This window comes from Roseateles albus, assembly GCF_028595345.1.
GTDB classification, from domain to species: domain Bacteria; phylum Pseudomonadota; class Gammaproteobacteria; order Burkholderiales; family Burkholderiaceae_C; genus Paucibacter_A; species Paucibacter_A albus.
The window spans coordinates 231645-249589 of sequence record NZ_JAQQXT010000003.1; the positions used below are offsets into that span (position 1 = coordinate 231645).

15 protein-coding genes are annotated in these 17945 nt (G+C 63.1%); 6 read left to right on the forward strand and 9 right to left on the reverse strand.

Annotated features, from left to right (window positions below):
* Positions 1–9 precede the first annotated feature (9 nt).
* The gene (locus PRZ03_RS06350; RefSeq protein WP_273599516.1) at positions 10–3099 is read left to right on the forward strand and encodes an efflux RND transporter permease subunit; all 3090 of its coding nucleotides are present in this window, start codon (positions 10–12) and stop codon (positions 3097–3099) included.
* Positions 3100–3121: 22 nt separating this feature from the next.
* A complete protein-coding gene (locus PRZ03_RS06355; protein WP_273599517.1) occupies positions 3122–4318 on the forward strand; it encodes an alpha/beta hydrolase family protein in 1197 nt (398 codons plus the stop codon).
* Here PRZ03_RS06355 and PRZ03_RS06360 read toward each other — a convergent pair.
* Positions 4213–4845 carry a hypothetical protein gene (locus PRZ03_RS06360; RefSeq protein ID WP_263533192.1) on the reverse strand — a complete coding sequence of 211 codons (633 nt, stop codon included), beginning with the start codon at positions 4843–4845 and terminating at the stop codon, positions 4213–4215. The genes PRZ03_RS06355 and PRZ03_RS06360 overlap by 106 nt on opposite strands.
* Before the next feature lie 205 nt (positions 4846–5050).
* Between PRZ03_RS06360 and PRZ03_RS06365 the strand changes: the two genes are divergently transcribed.
* Both PRZ03_RS06365 and PRZ03_RS06370 read left to right on the forward strand, forming a co-directional pair.
* Positions 5051–6109: an AI-2E family transporter gene (locus PRZ03_RS06365; protein WP_263533191.1), complete on the forward strand. Its 1059-nt coding sequence runs from the start codon at positions 5051–5053 to the stop codon at positions 6107–6109.
* Positions 6110–6137: 28 nt separating this feature from the next.
* Positions 6138–7031, forward strand: coding sequence for a YihY/virulence factor BrkB family protein (locus tag PRZ03_RS06370; RefSeq protein WP_273599518.1), 894 nt, complete (start codon positions 6138–6140; stop codon positions 7029–7031).
* Between the two features lie 26 nt (positions 7032–7057).
* On the opposite strand, the gene PRZ03_RS06375 is transcribed toward PRZ03_RS06370, so the two are convergent.
* Positions 7058–8581: a DNA-3-methyladenine glycosylase 2 family protein gene (locus PRZ03_RS06375; protein ID WP_273599519.1), complete on the reverse strand. Its 1524-nt coding sequence runs from the start codon at positions 8579–8581 to the stop codon at positions 7058–7060.
* Between the two features lie 171 nt (positions 8582–8752).
* Between PRZ03_RS06375 and PRZ03_RS06380 the strand changes: the two genes are divergently transcribed.
* Complete coding sequence (locus PRZ03_RS06380) at positions 8753–9592, forward strand: isocitrate lyase/PEP mutase family protein (protein WP_273599520.1); 840 nt, start codon at positions 8753–8755, stop codon at positions 9590–9592.
* A gap of 6 nt (positions 9593–9598) precedes the next feature.
* Here the strand turns inward: PRZ03_RS06380 and PRZ03_RS06385 are convergent, their stop codons facing one another.
* Positions 9599–10198: a superoxide dismutase family protein gene (locus tag PRZ03_RS06385; RefSeq protein ID WP_273599521.1), complete on the reverse strand. Its 600-nt coding sequence runs from the start codon at positions 10196–10198 to the stop codon at positions 9599–9601.
* A gap of 136 nt (positions 10199–10334) precedes the next feature.
* On the opposite strand from PRZ03_RS06385, the gene PRZ03_RS06390 reads away from it, so the two are divergent.
* Complete coding sequence (locus PRZ03_RS06390) at positions 10335–10931, forward strand: GNAT family N-acetyltransferase (protein WP_273599522.1); 597 nt, start codon at positions 10335–10337, stop codon at positions 10929–10931.
* On the opposite strand, the gene PRZ03_RS06395 is transcribed toward PRZ03_RS06390, so the two are convergent.
* From PRZ03_RS06395 to PRZ03_RS06420, 6 genes are all read right to left on the reverse strand, one after another.
* Entirely contained in the window at positions 10864–12072 is a 1209-nt protein-coding gene (locus PRZ03_RS06395) for a patatin-like phospholipase family protein (RefSeq protein ID WP_273599523.1), read from the reverse strand. The two genes, PRZ03_RS06390 and PRZ03_RS06395, sit on opposite strands and share 68 nt — an antisense overlap.
* 22 nt (positions 12073–12094) lie before the next feature.
* Positions 12095–13333 (reverse strand): DUF2252 domain-containing protein, encoded by a 1239-nt coding sequence (locus tag PRZ03_RS06400; RefSeq protein ID WP_273599524.1) that lies wholly within the window; start codon positions 13331–13333, stop codon positions 12095–12097.
* Between the two features lie 102 nt (positions 13334–13435).
* Positions 13436–13765 (reverse strand): hypothetical protein, encoded by a 330-nt coding sequence (locus PRZ03_RS06405; protein WP_273599525.1) that lies wholly within the window; start codon positions 13763–13765, stop codon positions 13436–13438.
* A gap of 41 nt (positions 13766–13806) precedes the next feature.
* Positions 13807–15150 carry a phenylacetate--CoA ligase family protein gene (locus tag PRZ03_RS06410; protein WP_273599526.1) on the reverse strand — a complete coding sequence of 448 codons (1344 nt, stop codon included), beginning with the start codon at positions 15148–15150 and terminating at the stop codon, positions 13807–13809.
* The gene (locus PRZ03_RS06415) at positions 15125–16897 is read right to left on the reverse strand and encodes a PHA/PHB synthase family protein (RefSeq protein WP_273599527.1); all 1773 of its coding nucleotides are present in this window, start codon (positions 16895–16897) and stop codon (positions 15125–15127) included. The genes PRZ03_RS06410 and PRZ03_RS06415 overlap by 26 nt, the downstream gene beginning before the upstream one ends.
* Before the next feature lie 84 nt (positions 16898–16981).
* Positions 16982–17845 (reverse strand): HDOD domain-containing protein, encoded by an 864-nt coding sequence (locus tag PRZ03_RS06420; RefSeq protein ID WP_263533180.1) that lies wholly within the window; start codon positions 17843–17845, stop codon positions 16982–16984.
* Between the last annotated feature and the right edge of the window lie 100 nt (positions 17846–17945).

The window sequence follows — 17945 nt, forward strand, 5'->3', positions numbered from 1 at the left end:
GAGCCCGCGATGCTGAACGTTTCCTCCGCTTCGATCCGCAACCCGATTCCGGCGATTCTGTTGTTCATCATGCTCACGCTCGGCGGTTTGCTGGGTTTCAGGGCGATGAAGATCCAGAACTTCCCGGACATCGACCTGCCCACGGTGACCGTGACTGCAGCCTTGCCCGGCGCCTCGCCGGCACAGCTGGAGTCGCAGGTCGCGCGCAAGCTGGAGAACCAATTCGCCACGCTGCAAGACGTCAAACATATTTACACCACGGTGCAGGACGGCGTGGCCATCGTGACGGTGGAGTTCCGGCTGGAAAAGGGCACGCAGCAGGCGGTCGATGATGTGCGCGACGCGGTCTCGCGCGTGCGCTCCGACCTGCCGGCCGATATGCGCGACCCGGTGATTTCCAAGATGGAGCTGTCGGGCATGCCCATCCTGACCTATACGGTGGCTTCTGCGAGGATGGACGAGGAAGCCTTGTCTTGGTTTGTAGATAACCAAGTAGCCAAAAGCATCATCGCGGTGCGCGGTGTCGGCGCGGTGTCTCGGGTGGGCGGCGCCAGCCGCGAGGTGCGGGTCGAGTTGGATCCGGCCAAATTGCTGGCGCTCAATGCGAGCGCCGCTGATGTGTCGCGCCAACTGCGCCAGGTTCAGCAAGAGGCCTCGGGCGGCCGTGCCGATATTGGCGGGGCCGAGCAATCGGTGCGCACGTTGGCGACGGTGCAGACGGCGCAGGAATTGGCTGCGATGGACATCGCTTTGTCGGATGGCCGCCGCATCCGCCTGGACCAGGTGGCGCTGGTCAGCGACACGGTGGCCGAGAAGCGCTCGAGCGCACAGTTGAATGGCAAGGCGGTGGTCGGCTTCGAGATCACCCGCACGCGCGGAGCCGGTGAGGTGGAGGTGGCCGCTGGCGTCAAGCTCGCGATTGCGGCGCTGCGCGCGGCCCACCCCGAAATCGAGTTTGCCGAGGCCTATAACTTTGTCGACCCGGTGCAGGAGAACTACGACGGCTCGATGGTGCTGCTTTACGAGGGCGCGCTCTTGGCCATCATCGTGGTGTGGTTCTTTCTGCGCGATTGGCGCGCCACGCTGGTTGCGGCGACTGCCTTGCCTCTGTCGGTGATCCCGGCTTTTGGCCTGATGTATCTGCTCGGTTTCACGGTTAACACGGTGACGCTGCTGTCTTTGTCGCTGGTGGTCGGCATCCTGGTCGACGACGCCATCGTCGAGATCGAAAACATCATGCGCCATCTGGCCATGGGCAAGACGCCGTATCAAGCGGCGATGGAGGCGGCCGACGAGATCGGCATGGCCGTCATCGCCACCACCTTCACCCTGATCGCGGTGTTCTTGCCGACTGCCTTCATGGGCGGCGTTCCGGGCAAGTTCTTTGTGCAGTTCGGCTGGACGGCGGCGATCGCGGTGTTTGTCTCGCTGGTGGTGGCGCGCATGTTGACGCCGATGATGGCGGCCTACATTCTCAAGCCCCCGAAAAAGGATCACACCGAGCCGCGCTGGTTGACCGTCTACACCGGCTGGGCCAAATGGTGTTTGCAGCACAGGCTGCTGACCTTGGCTGGGGCCTTGGTGTTCACCGTCGGCTCGCTCGCCTTGGTGCCCTTGCTGCCGACCGGTTTCATCCCGCCGGATGATTTGAATCAGACCCAAGTGACCTTGACGCTGCCGCCGGGCAGTACCTTCAAGCAGACCGAGGCCTTGGCCGAACAGGCCCGTCTGATTGTGGCGGCTAACCCTCATGTCAAGCTGATCTATACGGCCATAGGCGGCGGCAACGCGGGCGGCGACCCCTTTGCAGTCAGTGGTGCGGCGGAGGTGCGCAAGGCAACGCTGACGCTGAATATGACGCCGCGAGGTGAGCGCAAGGGCTTGAGCAAGCAAGACCTGGAGAAGCAATTGCGTGAGGCCTTGGATGTTTTGCCCGGCGCACGCGTCAAGGTCGGCTTTGGTGGCAGCAGTGAGAAATACGTTCTCGTGCTGGCGGGGGAAGATGGTCATGCGCTGGGCGAACATGCGCAATTGGTTGAACGCGAGTTGCGCAGCATCCCTGGCATCGGTGCGGTCACTTCGACCTCCAGCCTAGTGCGGCCCGAATTGATCGTGCGGCCGGACTTTGCGCGCGCCGCCGATCTGGGCGTCAGCGCTGCGGCGATCGCCGATACCTTGCGCATTGCCACCGCTGGTGACTATGACCAAGGCCTGGCCAAGCTCAATCTGGCCCAGCGCCAGGTGCCCATCGTCGTCAAGCTGCGCGCCGATGCGCGCGCCGATCTGGCGCTATTGGGCAGTTTGCCGGTACCGGGTAGCCGTGGACCTACGGCGCTGTCAAACGTCGCCACGCTCGAGATTGCCAGCGGGCCTGCGCAAATTGACCGTTATGACCGGCTGCGCAATATCAACTTCGAGATTGAGTTGAATGGCCAGCCGCTGGGTCTGGTCGAGAAGACCGCCTTGGGCCTGCCTAGCTTGAAGAATCTGCCGCCCGGCATCATCCAGACCACGGTCGGTGACGCCGAGGCCATGGGCGAGTTGTTCGCCAGCTTTGGCCTGGCCATGCTGACCGGCGTGCTGTGCATCTACATCGTGCTGGTGCTCTTGTTCAAGGACTTCATCCAGCCGGTGACGATTCTGGCCGCGCTGGTCTTGTCGATTCCGGGGGCTTTTTTGGCGCTCTTTATCACCGGCACCGCGCTGTCCATGCCCTCGATGATTGGCCTGATCATGCTGATGGGCATTGCCACCAAGAACTCGATTTTGCTGGTCGACTATGTGGTGATCGCGCGCCGCGATCACGGCTTGCCGCGCTTCGAGGCCATTCTCGATGCCTGCCACAAGCGGGCTCGGCCTATCGTGATGACGACGATCGCGATGGGCGCGGGCATGTTGCCGATCGCCTTGGGCTGGGGTGTGGATCCGAGCTTTCGTGCGCCGATGGCGATCGTTGTGATTGGCGGCTTGATCACCTCGACCTTTTTGAGCTTGCTGGTGATCCCTGTCGTGTTCAGCTATGTGGATGACGGCATACAGCGTGTGGCGCGCTTGTTCAGACGGCCGGCGTCGACGCCGGTCGAAGTCCTCGAGTCTTGAAATTCGGCCTTTTGCAACCATCATGAACAAGATGAAAAAGACCTTGCTGTCGAACTGCTTGCGTGGCGCCCAGGCCCTGGGGCTCAGCTTGGGTCTGGCATTGAGCCTGAGTGCTTGCCGCACGCCCGAGGCCGGGGCCTTGAGTGGCGATCCCTTGCCGCTGCTGGATGCGCCGCCCGCTGCCGATGTGGCGCCTGGCTACAGCACCGAGGACCTGGACTGGCAAGACGGCGCCCGCCAGCGTGCGGTGCCGGCGCGCTTGTATTGGCCGGCGCAGACTGCACAGTCCAAGCAAACGGCCCGACATACGGCCCGACATACAGCCGGAGTGCCACTGATCGTCTTCTCGCATGGCATAGGCGGCTCGCGTCGCGGTTACAGCTATCTGGGAGCCTATTGGGCGGCCCAAGGTTACGCGACGCTGCATGTGCAGCATGTGGGTAGCGACCGGGCGTTATGGTTGGGCAACCCCTTTGGGCTGGTCGGGCGTTTGCAGGATGCTGCCAAAGAGACGGAGGCGCTGAGCCGGGTTGCCGATATGCGCTTTGCGCTGGACCAGTTGCTGCAAGGGCCCCATGGCGCGCAGATTGATGCCGACCGGGTGATTGCGGCCGGCCATTCCTACGGCGCCAACACAGTGATGTTGTTGTCGGGCGCGCAGGTGCAGCGGCAGGGCGTGGTGATGGATCAGCTGCGCGATCCGCGCTTCAAGGCCGCCATCATCATCTCGGCGCCGCCGTTTTATGGCGAGACCGAACGGACGGCCGAAATTCTCAAACCCATCACCATCCCGACGCTACACATCACGTCCACCGAAGACGTGATCGTGATTCCCGGCTATCACTCGGATGCGCGGGACCGCATTGCCGTGTTCAACGCGACCGGCAGTGCGGCCAAGTCCTTGGTGGTGTTCGAGGGCGGCTCACACAGCATGTTCACCGACCGTGCCGGCACCGGCGGGGTGGCGCTCAATCCGCTCGTCAAGACGGCGACCAAGGAAGTTGCCTTGGCCTTCTTGAGCCAGGTCTTCGACGGGCAAAGCGAGCCGCTGCAGCAGTGGAATGAGCGCCACAAGGCGATCGTCAATCAGACCCAAATGGCGGCTGCTGCATTTCAGCCGTTCAGCGTCGTGCGACCTTCGGGTTCGCAACTGGCCACGGGCTTGGGGATGCTGCCTTCCAGATCGGAGATCCAGCAGGCGTCCAGCACCGAGCAGTAGCAGGCTTCGACGGTGATCTTGCCGCGGCCTTGGCGGTCGAATTGACGCCATAGCTGCAGGGCTTCTGCGTCTTTGGCAGCCGGCTGGGACCATGAAAAAAGCTTGATGGTGCTGCCGGGTGAAATCAAGCGTGGCGCAATCGTCGAGGTCATGATTTCGACCGATAACTTGGCAGTTTCAGGGCTGGATTCGCGAACCTGTGCGCGCAGGCTCTTAACCAACTTGCCTTCGGACTTCATCTCGAACCAGACGATGCGAGCCGGGCCATTGCCGTCATTGGTGACCGAGAAGCTCAGCGCAGGCTGGCCGCCGTCGAAATTGCTGCTCATGAATTGCAGCAGCGGGGTCGAGCTGGCCAGCACGAGGCGCGAGTTCTCTTTCACCAAGGCCTGCATCGCGGCGCTGGTGCGCATCGAGCTGTAGACCGCGCTGGCCGTGCTCAAGACCATGCTGGCCGCAACGGCAATATGAAACCACTTTGGTGCCGGGTCGGCTTGGGGCTTGATCAGTTTGGTCGCTTCAATCATGGGCTGAGTTTTGTGTTGGCGCAGGCTTTTGCTGCGCGCGGCCGACTATAGCGCCCGAGGGGCCCATTTGCGCCACGCCAGTTCCGCACCTGGGTGCATCGTAAACTCCGCCAGAATCCTTCAGGCCAGCAAGCCGCTGAACTGTGCATGACGTGCAGGTGGCGGCTTATTTGGGCGCAGTCCCTTTCTCAACTAGGCAGTAAACATGGTCAACGAGCCTCTCAACCGACTTCGCAATGTCGTCTACAGCAGCATCCTCTTGCTGATAGGCGGCTGGTTGCTGGTGATTGGCAAGAAGACCTTGATTCCGGTGGTGGCCGGGGCGGCTGTTGTCTATGTGTTTGTCGGCCTGACGCATTCCTTGCGGCGCCTGTCCTGGCGCGGCCATCTCTTGCCGCTGCGGCTCAGCTATGTGCTGGCTTTGGCCTGTATTGGCCTGGCGCTGTCCTTCATTTTTTATTTGGTGGCGGCCAATTTCGAGCAAATTTTGCTGCGGGCGCCGGCCTATCAGCAGGCACTTTTGGTCGGTATTCAAAAGCTGGCCGTGTTGATGGGCATTGAAAACGAGCCGACCTGGACCACGCTGCGGCAAGATTTTTTTGCGCAGATCAATTTTCAGAGCTTGCTGGGCTCGATGGTGGTCTCGGTCTCGTCCCTGCTGTGGGCCATCGTGGTGGTGATGCTTTACGCGACGTTTTTATTGGTGGAGATGCGCTCCTTCCCGGCCAAGGTGGATGCCATCATGAACAGTCAGGGCGGGGCCGAGCGTGCGCGCCAGATTGGCCAGCGCATCAATGGGCGCATTGGTGCTTACCTGTCACTCAAGGCGATTTTGAGCGTGCTGCTGGCCGGCTTGAGCTGGGCCATCATGGCGCAATACGGCTTGGAGTTCGCGCCCTTTTGGGCTTTGTTGATCGGCCTGCTCAACTTCATCCCCTATATCGGCTCCTTCCTCGGGGTCTTGCTGCCGCTGGCCATGGGCATTGCGCAGTTTCAGGACCCCAGCATCATCGTGCCGATGATGCTGGGCTTGAGCCTGGTGCAGTTTGTAATTGGCAATTTTCTGGACCCCTACATGATGGGTAACTCGCTCAATCTGAGCCCGCTGGCGATACTGATCAGCCTGGCCGTTTGGTCTGAGCTGTGGGGTGTTGCGGGCGCGTTTTTGGCCGTGCCCATCACCGCCGTGATCGCCATCATCTGCTCCGAGTTCAGTAGCACCCGCCCGGTGGCGGTCTTGCTGTCTCAGAACGGCCGGCTCTAAGTGTTAAGAACTGGGCGAGAGTCAGCGCATGCGGCATAAATTGAGGCAAATTGGCGGCTTGCTGCGCGCGGCGGCGCTGAATTGGGTGCGTGACTATGCGCAGAGCATGGGCGCGGCCTTGGCGTTCTACACCATCTTCTCGATCGCTCCGCTGCTGCTGATCGTGATTTCGCTGGCCGGCCTGGTGTTTGGTGAAGAAGCCGCACGCGGTGAAATCTACGACCAACTGCAAGCCTTGCTCGGTTCCCCCGGCGCGATCGCCGTGCAGGATTTGATCGAAAGCGCGGGTCGCCCGAGTGAGAGTTTGATGACGGCCGGCTTTGGCTTGTTGTTCTTGTTCATAGGTGCCACTTCGGTGTTCACCGAGCTGCAAGATGCCCTCAACCGTATCTGGCGGGCGCCGCAGAAAGAAAAGGTATCGGGCCTGTGGGCCCTGCTGCGCGCGCGGCTGCTGTCCTTCGGCATGATTTTGGGCATAGGTTTTTTGCTGATTGTGTCGCTCGCCTTCAGCGCCGGCCTGGCCGCTTTGAGCCGCTGGTGGGACCCGAGTTCGGTCGGTTGGTTGACCTTGGCGCGGGTCAGCGAGTTGACCCTGGGCCTGGGCGCTTCGACGCTGATTTTTGCGCTGATTTACAAATCCATGCCGCGCGCCCAGGTGCAGTGGGCCGATGTCTGGGTCGGTGCTTTGGTGACCTCACTGCTGTTTGCCGCGGGCAAAAGCCTGATTGGAAGCTATATCGGCCACAGCGGCGTATCCACAGCGTTTGGTGCGGCCGCTTCGCTGATCGTCGTACTCCTGTATGTCTATTATTCGGCGCAGATTTTTCTGTTCGGCGCCGAATTTACCTGGGTCTATGCACACCGGTTTGGCTCGCGCCGAGGCCATGTGTTGACGCCTGATGGCAGTGTGGAGTCGCCTTGATACCTGCCCTTGATCGGGGCTGTTGATCAAGCGGCGTCCATCCCCAGTGGGGTCTCGACCGCTGCTTCGCTCGTCAATGACTGCCACAGATGCTGCGCCGCATAGGCGCGCCAAGGCCGCCAGGCCAATGCCCGCTCGCTCAGTTGTTTAGCGCTGGGCCGGCTGCCCTCCAGGCGCGCTATCGCTTGCATCAGGCCGACATCACCCGCCGGGAATGCATCCGGCTCGCGCTGCTGACGGATCGCAATGTATTGCGCCGTCCAGTCGCCGATGCCGGCTAGCGCCAGCAGCTTGGCCAAGCTCTCGTCAAGGCTGGCGCCGGCATCAAGCAGTTGGGGCGTGGTGAGCAGGGCGCTGGCCACGCCGGACAGGGTCGCCGCTCTGGTTCTGGGCATGCCCAGCGTGCTCAAGTCGGCTGCTGCGATCCGCTCCGGGCTTGGGAAGACGTAGCTCAGGCCGAGTTGATTGGCTGTGATGTCCAGCAAGGGCTCGCCGTATTGCCGCACCATATTGCCGGCCAGTTTGATCGCCGCGCCGACGGTGATTTGCTGGCCTAGCACCGCACGCATGGCCAGCTCGAAACCGTCCCAGTTTCCCGGCACACGCAGACCCGGTCTTGCAGCGGTCAGTGCCGCCATCAAGGGGCAGGCGGCCGACAGCTGCGCCTGTATCACGGCCGGATCGGCCGCCAGATCGAACATGCGGCGCAGGCGCGCAATGATGGCGGGCAGGGCGGCCAGATTGGGGAAGCGCACGACTACGCGCAATGCCTTGCTTTGCGCGGCATGGCTGATGGCGACGCTGCCCTGCACGCCATTGAGGCTGATGCTGCGCGTATAGGTATCGGCTTGCACTGTCTCCATGCCGGGGATGGCGCGGGCGGCCAAGAAGCCCAGCATTGCCGGCCAGTCATAGGGCGGACGGTAGCGCAGTAAGAGACTCACCTCGCCTTGCGGGCCGGCCGAGCAATCAGGCGCCGAGCCATGCCGCAGCGCGCTCGGCGGGCGTGCGAACATCTGCTGAAATACCTCGTTAAAACGGCGAATGCTGCCAAAACCGGCGGCAAACGCGACCTCGGTCAGCGGCAGGCGGGTTTCGTGAATCAGCTGCTTGGCCAGCAGCACCCGCCTGGTCTGCGCGACCGCATTGGGCGCCGCGCCGACATGCTCGGCAAACAAGCGGCGCAACTGACGCTCGCCCACGCCGAGCTTGCTGCACAGGCTGGCCAGATCGGCGCTGTCCAACTCGCCCGCCTCGATCAAGGCGAGCGCGCGCGTCACGGTATGCGAGACGCCGCTGTTGGAGACGCCGCGCCAAGCGCCCGAGTCCGGTGCTGCTTCGGGGCGGCAGCGCAAGCAGGGCCGAAAGCCCGACTCTTGCGCGGCTGCGGCGCTGGGCATGAAAACCACGTTTTCGGACTTCGGTGTGCGCGCCGGGCAGATCGGTCGGCAGTAGATGCCAGTGGTTTTGACAGCGATGAAAAAGCGCCCGTCAAAGCGGGCGTCGCGGCTGGCCAAGGCGCGGTAGCAGTTGTCGTGATCCAAATTCATGGCCGCGATCGTCCGAGTTTCGCCCCGGGCTGTCTAGCGGTTTTCGGACCTGGCCATTCGGGCTGAGGCACCCTTTGGCAAAAATGCCGACAGCCGAAAAGCGCCAGCCTGGGTGATGAGGTCTGGGCAAGATGCAGGACTTCTCTTTTTGCCGCTCATCTCCTTTTTATCATGACCACTCAATTTCAACTCGCCGAGCAGTTCCGCCAACTCAATCAGCAAGGCCAGTTCTTGCTGCCCAATGCCTGGGACTGCGCCAGCGCCAGGATTTTTGCCGCCGAAGGCTTCCCGGCCATCGGCACGACCAGCGCCGGCATCGCTTACGCACGCGGTTTTCAGGATGCCGAGTTGATCGGACGCGACGCGATGCTGCGAGAGGTCGGGACAATAGCGGCCTGTGTCAAGGTCCCGGTCAATGCCGATATCGAAGCCGGCTATGGTGCCGCGCCGAGCGATGTCGCGCAGACCGTGTTGGCCAGCATTGCCGCCGGCGCGGTGGGCGTCAATCTGGAAGACCGCCAGCATGGCCAGGAGAGCGCCGGCTTGTTTGCCATTGACGATCAGGTGGCTCGCTTGAGCGCGGCGCGAGCAGCCGCGAGCCAAGCCGGTTTGCCGCTTTGGATCAATGCGCGCACCGACACTTTCCTGCTTGGCCAGGGCGTCGACGCGGAAGACCGTTTCGCCCAGACGGTGGCGCGTGCCAACAGCTATTTGGCGGCTGGCGCAGACATGGTGTTTGTGCCCGGTCTGGCGGACTTGGACACGATCCGGCGACTCTGCGCGGCGGTGCGCGGCCCCGTCAACCTGATGGCGATGCCGGGCGCGCCGTCGGCGCCGGAATTGTTCGCGGCCGGCGCGCGCAGGGTCAGTCTAGGCCTGTGCCCGATGTTGGCCGTGATGGGTATGGTGCGAGACATCGCGCAGGAAGCCAAGGCTAGCGGCACTTGGCAACACATGACGCGCAGCTTCTACGGCTTTGCCGAGGCCGAGGCGCTGTTCTCGGCCGAGTAAATCAGGTCAGTGGGCGGCAATCACGCCGCAGGCAATCCGCGCGCCCGAATTGCCGGTTGGCTGGGTGGCGTAGTCATCCGGGGCGATGTGCACGATCACGCTGCGGCCGTTGATGCTGGCCGGGCCGGCGGCCACGGTGGGCCCGTGCAACATGAACTTCTGATCGACGAAGCCGTTGGCGTCGGCCTTTAAGGCGGGCATATCACCGGCATGGTGATCAGCAGTTTGGGGACCATGCGGTTTGCCGTCGGGATTGAAGTGGCCGCCGGCGCTGGTGCCATCGGCGCTGGCGCAATCGCCTTTTTCATGCAGATGGAAGCCATGCTCGGCATTGGCTTTGAGTCCGCTGAGCTTGGCGTGCACCATCACATGGCCGTCTTTTTCATGGAACATCACCATGCCGCGCACATTATTGCCCTGGGTAGGCGTCAGCGAGGCCATTGCCATGCCGGCCATGCTGCCCGTCCCCATCCCCATGCCCATACCTTTTCCTGCAGCGCCGCCGGACGGGTGATCCGCGTGGCCGGTGACGGGTGCTGCGCAAGCGCTCAAGGCCAGCGCAGCGGACAAGACGAGCAATCGAAACGGCGTGTTGAAAGTGTTCATTCGATGATCCCTTTGGGTTGATACATGGGTGCCTGCTTGAGCGGATGCTTGGGCGGAAAGCTCGAAACCAAGATGAAACATAGTCTCAGCAAACTTTTGGCTGCTGTCTCAAGCCTCTTTAGACTACCCGAAAAACATGACGAAGACCAAGGTGACACAGGAGACCATGCGCATGACTGTTTTGACGACCGCCCGTTTGCGGCTGGAGCCCATCTGTGACGAGCATTTGGCCGGCTTGTTCGAGCTCAACTCGGACCCTGAGGTGATGCGTTACATCACCGGCAAGGCCGATACCCTCGAAGACACGCAGGCCATGATCACTCGCTGCAAAGCGCGCTGGGCCGAATGGGGCTACTCCTGGTGGGCTTGTATTGAGTCGGCCAGCGGCGCTCTGATCGGTGCCGGTGCGATTCAGCATCTGGGGCATGACGCGGTCAATCCGCTCGAGATTGGCTGGCGTTTTCGCAAGGACAAATGGCGTCAAGGCTTTGCTTCCGAGGCTGCGCGCTGCATGGCCGGCTTTGCCTTCGACACGCTCAAGCCTCCTTGTTTGCTGGCCGTATGCCACCCGGATAATCTCGGCTCGGCGCGCGTGATGCAGGGCTTGGGCATGCGCTACCGGGGCCAAGAGCCCTGGTACAAGATGGACTGCGCGGTCTACGAGATCAGCGCCGAGCAGTGGCGGGCACAGGCTGCGGCTCAGACTTCTTCTCCCCCGCAGCCTCAGCCGTGAGGTCATAGACATGCACGCCATGCTCGCTGCGCTCGCGCGCCAACCAGCGCGGCGAGTGCAAGGTGCTGTTCATATCGGCAAGCCCGGCCTCCCAATGCTCCTTCATGGACAGGCGTGAGAACTCGAAGTCTTTGGACTGGGTTTCGTAATGCTTGCTGCGGTAGATCAGGTGCACCACATCGACCGAGCCATCACAGCGTAAATCGGCCAGGGCGCGCACATCGGGGTCGGCTTGCAGATGGGCGGGAAGTTTGGCGATCAAGCGCCGTGCGGTCTGAGCAATGAGCTGTCGATCCAACTCCATGCTGGTGTTCAAGCGGGTGCGGCTGGAGAAGCGGATGTCTTTTTCGCGTTCGGTCACCTCGCCCAAATTGGCCGGGTAGGCGCCGCGCGCCGAGAATAAATCGACCTGGAACACGGTGCGCGGGCCGCTGGCGGCTTGATCCAGCACATATTGCAGCGGCGTGTTGGACACCAGGCCGCCGTCCCAGTAATGCTCGCCGTCGATTTCCACGGGTGCAAAGCCTGGCGGCAGGGCGCCGCTGGCCATGATGTGGCGCGCGTCCAGGCGCTGCTGGTGCGAGTCGAAATAGGCAAAGTTGCCGCTGCGCACATTGACGGCGCCGACCGACAAACGCATCGGCCCGTCATTGATGCGATCAAAGTCGACCAAGCGCTCCAGGGTTGCGCGCAAGGGCGTGGTGTCGTAATAGCTGATGGCAGCAAGGCTGCCGGGCGCCTGCCAGGGCGCGGGCGGAAAGCGTGGTCTGAAAAACCCCGGCACGCCGAACATCATCACCTGGGTTGCGCTGGCCTCGTTGAGGTTCTCGCGCGCCTTGGCAATGGCCTGGCCCACAAAGCCCGGCACCGGCACCGGCAGGGCCGAGCTCAATAAGTCCCAAAACTCGCGCAGGCGCGGCACCCGCAACTCGGCCGGGTTGCCGGCAATCAGCGCCGCATTGATCGCGCCGATCGAGATGCCAGCGACCCAGGACAGTTCGGCTTCACATTGCTGCAGCGCCTCGTAGACGCCGGCCTGATAGGCGCCCAGCGCCCCGCCGCCTTGCAAGACCAAAATGCTTTCACCGACTTCACCAACTTCGCCGGGCTGCTGGCGGGGTGTTCTGCTTGTGTTTGTCATAGAGAGTCCGTGGAGTGCCGATTCAGGCCGCAAAAGCGCCGCCGTCATAGGCTTTGTTGAAGGCTGCGGCATCCGCCCTGAGCTGCTCGGTGCAGGCCTGGGTGGCGCGCATGAGCTGGGGCTGCCATTGGCTTTGGGCGTGGCCAAATTCGATCAAGGCATCGGCCGGGCAGGCGCCGCGCCGGCCCGAGCTGCGCAGCTGCGCCCAGGCCAGCAACTCAGCCATTGAGGCCATCAGCTGGGCCAGCTTCTTCGCCAGCTCGCCGGGCTTGAAGGACTCGGCCGCGATGGCGATGCGGTCCTCGCTGGGCTGCAGATCGCGCAGCACAAAGTGCTGACCCTGCATCTGCACGGTTTGCAAAAACGCCGGGCTTAGCGCCTGCATGCTGCGCTGGGTGGCGACGATGCGCTCGGCTTCGCTGGGCCAGGCGGGCTGCGGCCCGCGCCCCTGCAAATGGGGCATGAGGCTCGATGGCACGGCCAGCTTGAGGTCGAGCAGATAGTTTTCGTCCGGCCCACCCTTGCCGGCCACCAGCAGCACATAACGCGGCAGACCCAGGCTGCCGGTGCCGGCGATGCGCCGCCCGACATCCAAGACCTCAAAGAAGTCGGGCTTGGCCTGGGTTTTTGCAAACGCCTGCATCAAAGCCGCCACCTCGGCGCGTTCGGCCTCGCTGGCGGCCAGGGCTTTCTTGCCGTCGAGTTTGAGGCGGCGTTGCTTGTCGTCGAGGCGCGTGCGGCTATTCAAAAACGCCGCGCGCTTGCGCCCCTGCAAGTCGCTCAGCAAGGTGTGCACCGGTCCGCTGGCGGTTTCGCGCTCTATCCACAGGGCGCGGCCCTCACGCAATGCGCCGGCATAGCGATCCACAAAGACCTGGCTCAGCGCGGCCAGCTCGTTCTCGCTGAGCTGCAACCCTTGCGCACCCACCTGAAGACTGGTCAGCAAGCGCAGCGCATCCCAGCTGCAGGGCGCCAAGGCGGCCTCGTCGAAGTCATTGATGTCGAAGTAGACCAGGCGGTTTTCGCCCTTGAAGCTGCCGAAGTTCTCGATATGCAGATCGCCGCAGGCCCAAGCTTGGGGGATGTCGGCCTTGCCGCCCAAGAGCAGCGCTTCGCCGGGCAGCTGGGCAAAAAAAAGATGGCAGCTGCCACGCAAAAAGGCGAAGTCCGAAGCGCGCATGCGCCGGTACTTCATTTGCAGTCGCTCCGCGTCGCGCCCCGCGTTGTAAAGGCTGATCTCTGCTATGACGTCCAAAGCCATCTGGGCCACTCCTGTGCTGCTGCAATTCTTGGCTGGCAAGCATAGTGGATGGCCTTGTGCTGTTGCCCTCGGCTGTCTTTGTTTGAAAGGCCGATGGCAGGTCTATTTGGCGCCCTCGCTGAGCCAGCGCACCAGCAGCTCGGCCGCCTCGGGGCTGAGCCGCTCGTGCGCCGCGATCGGGTGCAGCGCCGAGCCTGCGCGCAGCTTTTGCGCCCGTTTTTTCAGCGCTTCATCGTCGCCGCGCGCCTTGGCGGCATGTTCGGCCAGGCTGGCCATGGACGGTGCGGTCTGGAGCTTTGGGCTGCCGTGACAGTTGTAGCAGCCCATATCGGCCGCCATTTGTTGACTCGCGGATGCTGGCTGTGCCAACAGGCACAGCGCGGCCGCCAGACCTGACAAGCACGTGGAGGTGACGAGCAGACTTTTATTCATGAGGGTGAAGCCGGTGGGTGGGGGGGCTGAGCGCTCAGTGCTCAGGGCATGGCCAAAATGCGTTTTTGCTTGCCGCTGCGCCCGCGCTTGAAGGCCTGGCCGCTGCAGATGCTCAAGGATATGTCGGAACAGCCCTGCGCCAGCAAAAACCGATGCAGCACGCGGCGGCAGTGTTCGCGTGCCGACCGGCTGTGGTCGGCCGTGGCACCCAGTTGCAGGCGCAGCGCCGCGGGGCCGAGCTGCTGCAGCTGGAAGTCGAACAGCCCGGCTTCGTCCTCCAGCACCGTCGTCAAAGCCAGCGGCAGCAGTGCCAAGCGGCCGCCGCTGCGATCAGACAGATAGAGCATGTCGTCGCGCCGACCCTGCACTTGCAGCACCGGCAGGGCCGAGCCACAGGCGCAGCGCTCGGCGGCCAGCGTGACGCTGTCGCCAATGTCATAGCGGATCAGCGGCTGCACATGATTGGCCAGATTCGTCAGCAAGCTGGTGTGCGAGCATTGGCCCAAGGGTGTGGGGCGGTATTGCGCATCGACCGGCTCCAGAATCACCCAGTCGGCGTTGAGATGCAGATGGCCTTGCTCACATTCCCAGGCCAGCGGCAAGAACTCTGATGCACCGTAGCTGTTGCGCAGCGCGCAGCCGAAGGCGCACTCGATGCGCTTGCGCATGGCGGCGCTGAGAGTTTCGCCACCGGTCCAGATTTCTTGTGGACTGCAGTGCAGGGCGCCACGCTCGAATTCCTCTGCCAGCAGCAACGCTGCGGTCGGATAGGTCGCGATGATGCTTGGCGCGAAGGCGTCCAGCTGGGCGATCAAGGCGGACGTGGGCTGCAGGATGGAGAAGCTGCGCCACTGGCGCGTCATCCAGGGTTGGGCGCGGCGCAGTCGCTCCACCGAGACATGGCTGGCGAAATGACCGCCTGAGTTGCCAGTCAAAGCCCCCACGAACGCAAAGCGCTCGCTCAGGTAAAGCGGGTCCCACAAGCGCGCCCAGGGTCTTGGTGAAGACCGTCGCGTGCCCTCCAGGTTCTCGTACACGGCCATCGCCGCCTCGTCCTGCACATAGACGCCGGGCTGGCCGCTGCTGCCCGAGCTTTCCCAGACGGTGTAGCGGCCGAGGTAGCGCTCGGCAACGCGCCCCGGGTCGCGGCACAGCGCTTGCAGCTCTGTGAGCTTGAGCAGCGGGTCGCTGACATGCTGCTCGAATGCTTGCATCAGCCCGGCTTTGCTGATGACAGGCAGCTCTTGCAGCTTCAGCTGCGTCAGATCGCGGCCCTGCAGCAGCGGGCGGTAAAAAGGCGTTGCCTGTGCTGCCCGCAGCAAGGCCTGCAGGCGCTGGCTTTGCTGCTGGGCAATGCGCTCAGTCTGAATAGCACTGGCGTACATAGTCGCCCGGCGCTGCGCCCAGCAGCATGGTCTTCGGCGGGGCCTTGGGGCTGGCCGGGGCTGAAGATCGGGCGGCCAGCCATGCATGCCAAGCCAGCCACCATGAGCCGCTGGTGGATTCCAAGCCCTGGCCCCATTCTTGTTGCGGCACCCAGGCGCCATGACGCGGGCGGGTATCCATCTTGTAGCGGCGTCCGGCATGGGCAGGCTCGGAGATGATGCCGGCGTTGTGGCCGCCGCTGGTCAAGACAAAGGTGATTTCGGCCTCGCACAAATGGTGCAGCTTGTAAACCGACGCCCAAGGCGAGACATGGTCCCGCTCGGTGCCGACCAGAAAGATCGGAGCTTCGATGTCACCCAGCGACACGCTGCGACCGTCCACCCGGTAGCTGCTGGTGGCCAGCGCGTTGTGCAGGTAGAGCGCGCTGAGGTACTCATGGTGCATGCGGGCCGGCATGCGGGTGGTGTCGGCATTCCAGTCCATCAAATCGCTGTGGGGCTCGCGTTCACCCATCAGGTACTCGCGCATGCGGCGGGTCCAGACCAGATCTTGGGAGTGCAAAAACTGGAAGGAGCCGGCCATTTGCTCGCCGGTCAAATAGCCCTTGCCGCGGGTGATTTCATCGACATAGCCGATCTGGCTCTCATCGATGAACAGACCCAACTCGCCCGGCTCGGAGAAGTCGGTCTGCGCCGCCAGCAGCGTCAGCGAGCACAGCGGGGGCAAGAGATCGGCCCCGGCAACTTGGGCGTCGCCTCGCCGCGCCAGGGCGGCCGCCGCGATGGCGAGCAAGGTGCCGCCCAAGCAGTAACCCATGGCATGGACGGATCTGGCCTTGCCGTGAATCTGCGCTATGGCCCGCAGCGCCTCAAAGACGCCCAGGCGCAGATAGTCACTCATGCTCAGATCATGGTCGCTGGCGTCCGGGTTGCGCCAGGACAGCATATAGACCTGATGGCCCTGCTCGACCAGAAAGCGCACCATCGAGTTGTGCGGCGACAGGTCGAGGATGTAGTACTTCATGATCCACGACGGCACGATCAGCAGCGGCTCCGGGTGGACCTGTTTGGTCTGCGGGCTGTAGCGGATCAGCTCAACCAGGTGGTTACGCATCACCACCTCGCCGGGCGTGATGGCGACGTCCCGTCCTGGCAGATGGCGCGGCGCGGCCGCCGACCCCGCGCCGCTGATGTCCTCCATATAGTGCCGAGCACCCTGGAGCAGATGGGCACCCTGGCTGGCCACCGCATCTTGCAGCACGACCGGATTGCTCACCAGCCAGTTGGCCGGCGCCAGCATATTCAAGGCTTGGCGGGCAAAAAACTGGGTCATCTCGGCATGGTGGGCACTCATGCCTGGCATGTGCCCGGCCTCCTGCCAAAAGGTCTCACTTTGCCTAAAACCGCTGCGCAAAGCGTTGAACGGCCATTGCGCCCAGGCTTGATGGCGAAAACGCGGGTCTTCGTCCGCCTCGCCAATCCCTGCGACCGGCGCATCGGCAGGCACGCTGTCTTTCAGGGTCTGGGTGGCGAGCTGTGCGCCCAAGCCAGCCAGCTCCAGCTGCCGGCCCGGCGACACGGCCAAATGCCAGGCCCAGTCTGCGACGGCCAGCGCCAGTGCCACCGGAGACAGACCTTTTGTCAACGGTGCTGCGCTGGCATGCAGCAGTCGGTCCAAGCGCTGAGTCGCAGACTCGACGTTGCGGGCGGGAGCTGGCTGATCGAGGGGGGTGTTGAGTCGCTGCATGGCCTGAATTCTGTGGCGGCATGCAGCGCTGAACTTTGATCTAGGGCAATCGCAGCTTAGCTTGGGCGTTAGCCAAGCGGCGACCTAGGCTTCATCCAAAATAGGCCGCAGCAAATCGTCCCAGTGCTCAACGTCGGCCAGGCTGGCGTTCAACCAGTCGAGCGCTTGCGGGGCATGGGCGATCCAGTCGGCGTCTTCAGGCAGGCCTTCGTGCAAACGCATCAAATGCTCGGCAATTAAGCCGGCGGCAATCAAGGTGTGGACTTCCGGCTCGACCCGGCTGTCGCCGAGCGAGAACAAGTCGTGATGCAGGCGGATGGCGGCCATCAGCTCGGGCGCCATATTCCAGGCGCGCGCCAGCAGGGCGCCGGCCACCGCGTGGTCGGTGCGGTGGTTGGCGTTCTCGGTGGCGATGTAGGAGCGGTCGACACGGGCGGCAGCTTCCACCATGGTCGAGCCATAGCCGCGCACGCATTGCAGCAAGACCGGCATGCCGACATGGCAAAACAGCCCGTAGGTATGGGCCAAATCGACCGAGATGCCAGGCAATTGGCGCGCCACAAAAGACATCGCCAACGCACGCTTGGCCGAACGCTCCCAAAAGCGCGCCAAATGCGGGCTGTTGACCGGAATGGCGTTTTTCAGCAAAAAGCCGGTCATGATGGCGGTGGTTTCTTTGAGGCCGATGCGGGTCATGGCCTGGCCCACCGTCGTGCAAGGCATGCCGTCGGCGATGTGCACGGGGCTGTTGGCCATGCGCAGCAATATGGCCGACATCGCCACATCGCTGGCCGCAATGCGGGCCACTTCATTCAGATCGGGCTGCTCCTGCGCCATCGCCTGCTGCAAGCGCGCCAGCAATTCGGGGCAGGGCGGAATCAAGATGGTCTTGAGCACGCCACTCTTGCGCGAACTGTCAATTTCTTGGCGTATGGATGGGATGCTCATTGATTGGCGGTGATTTAGGCGCGACTTCAGGGATGGGCCGGATGCACAGGCTGTAAAGTGCTTCGCATTATCCGCACAGTCCGCCTGGCTCCGATTGATT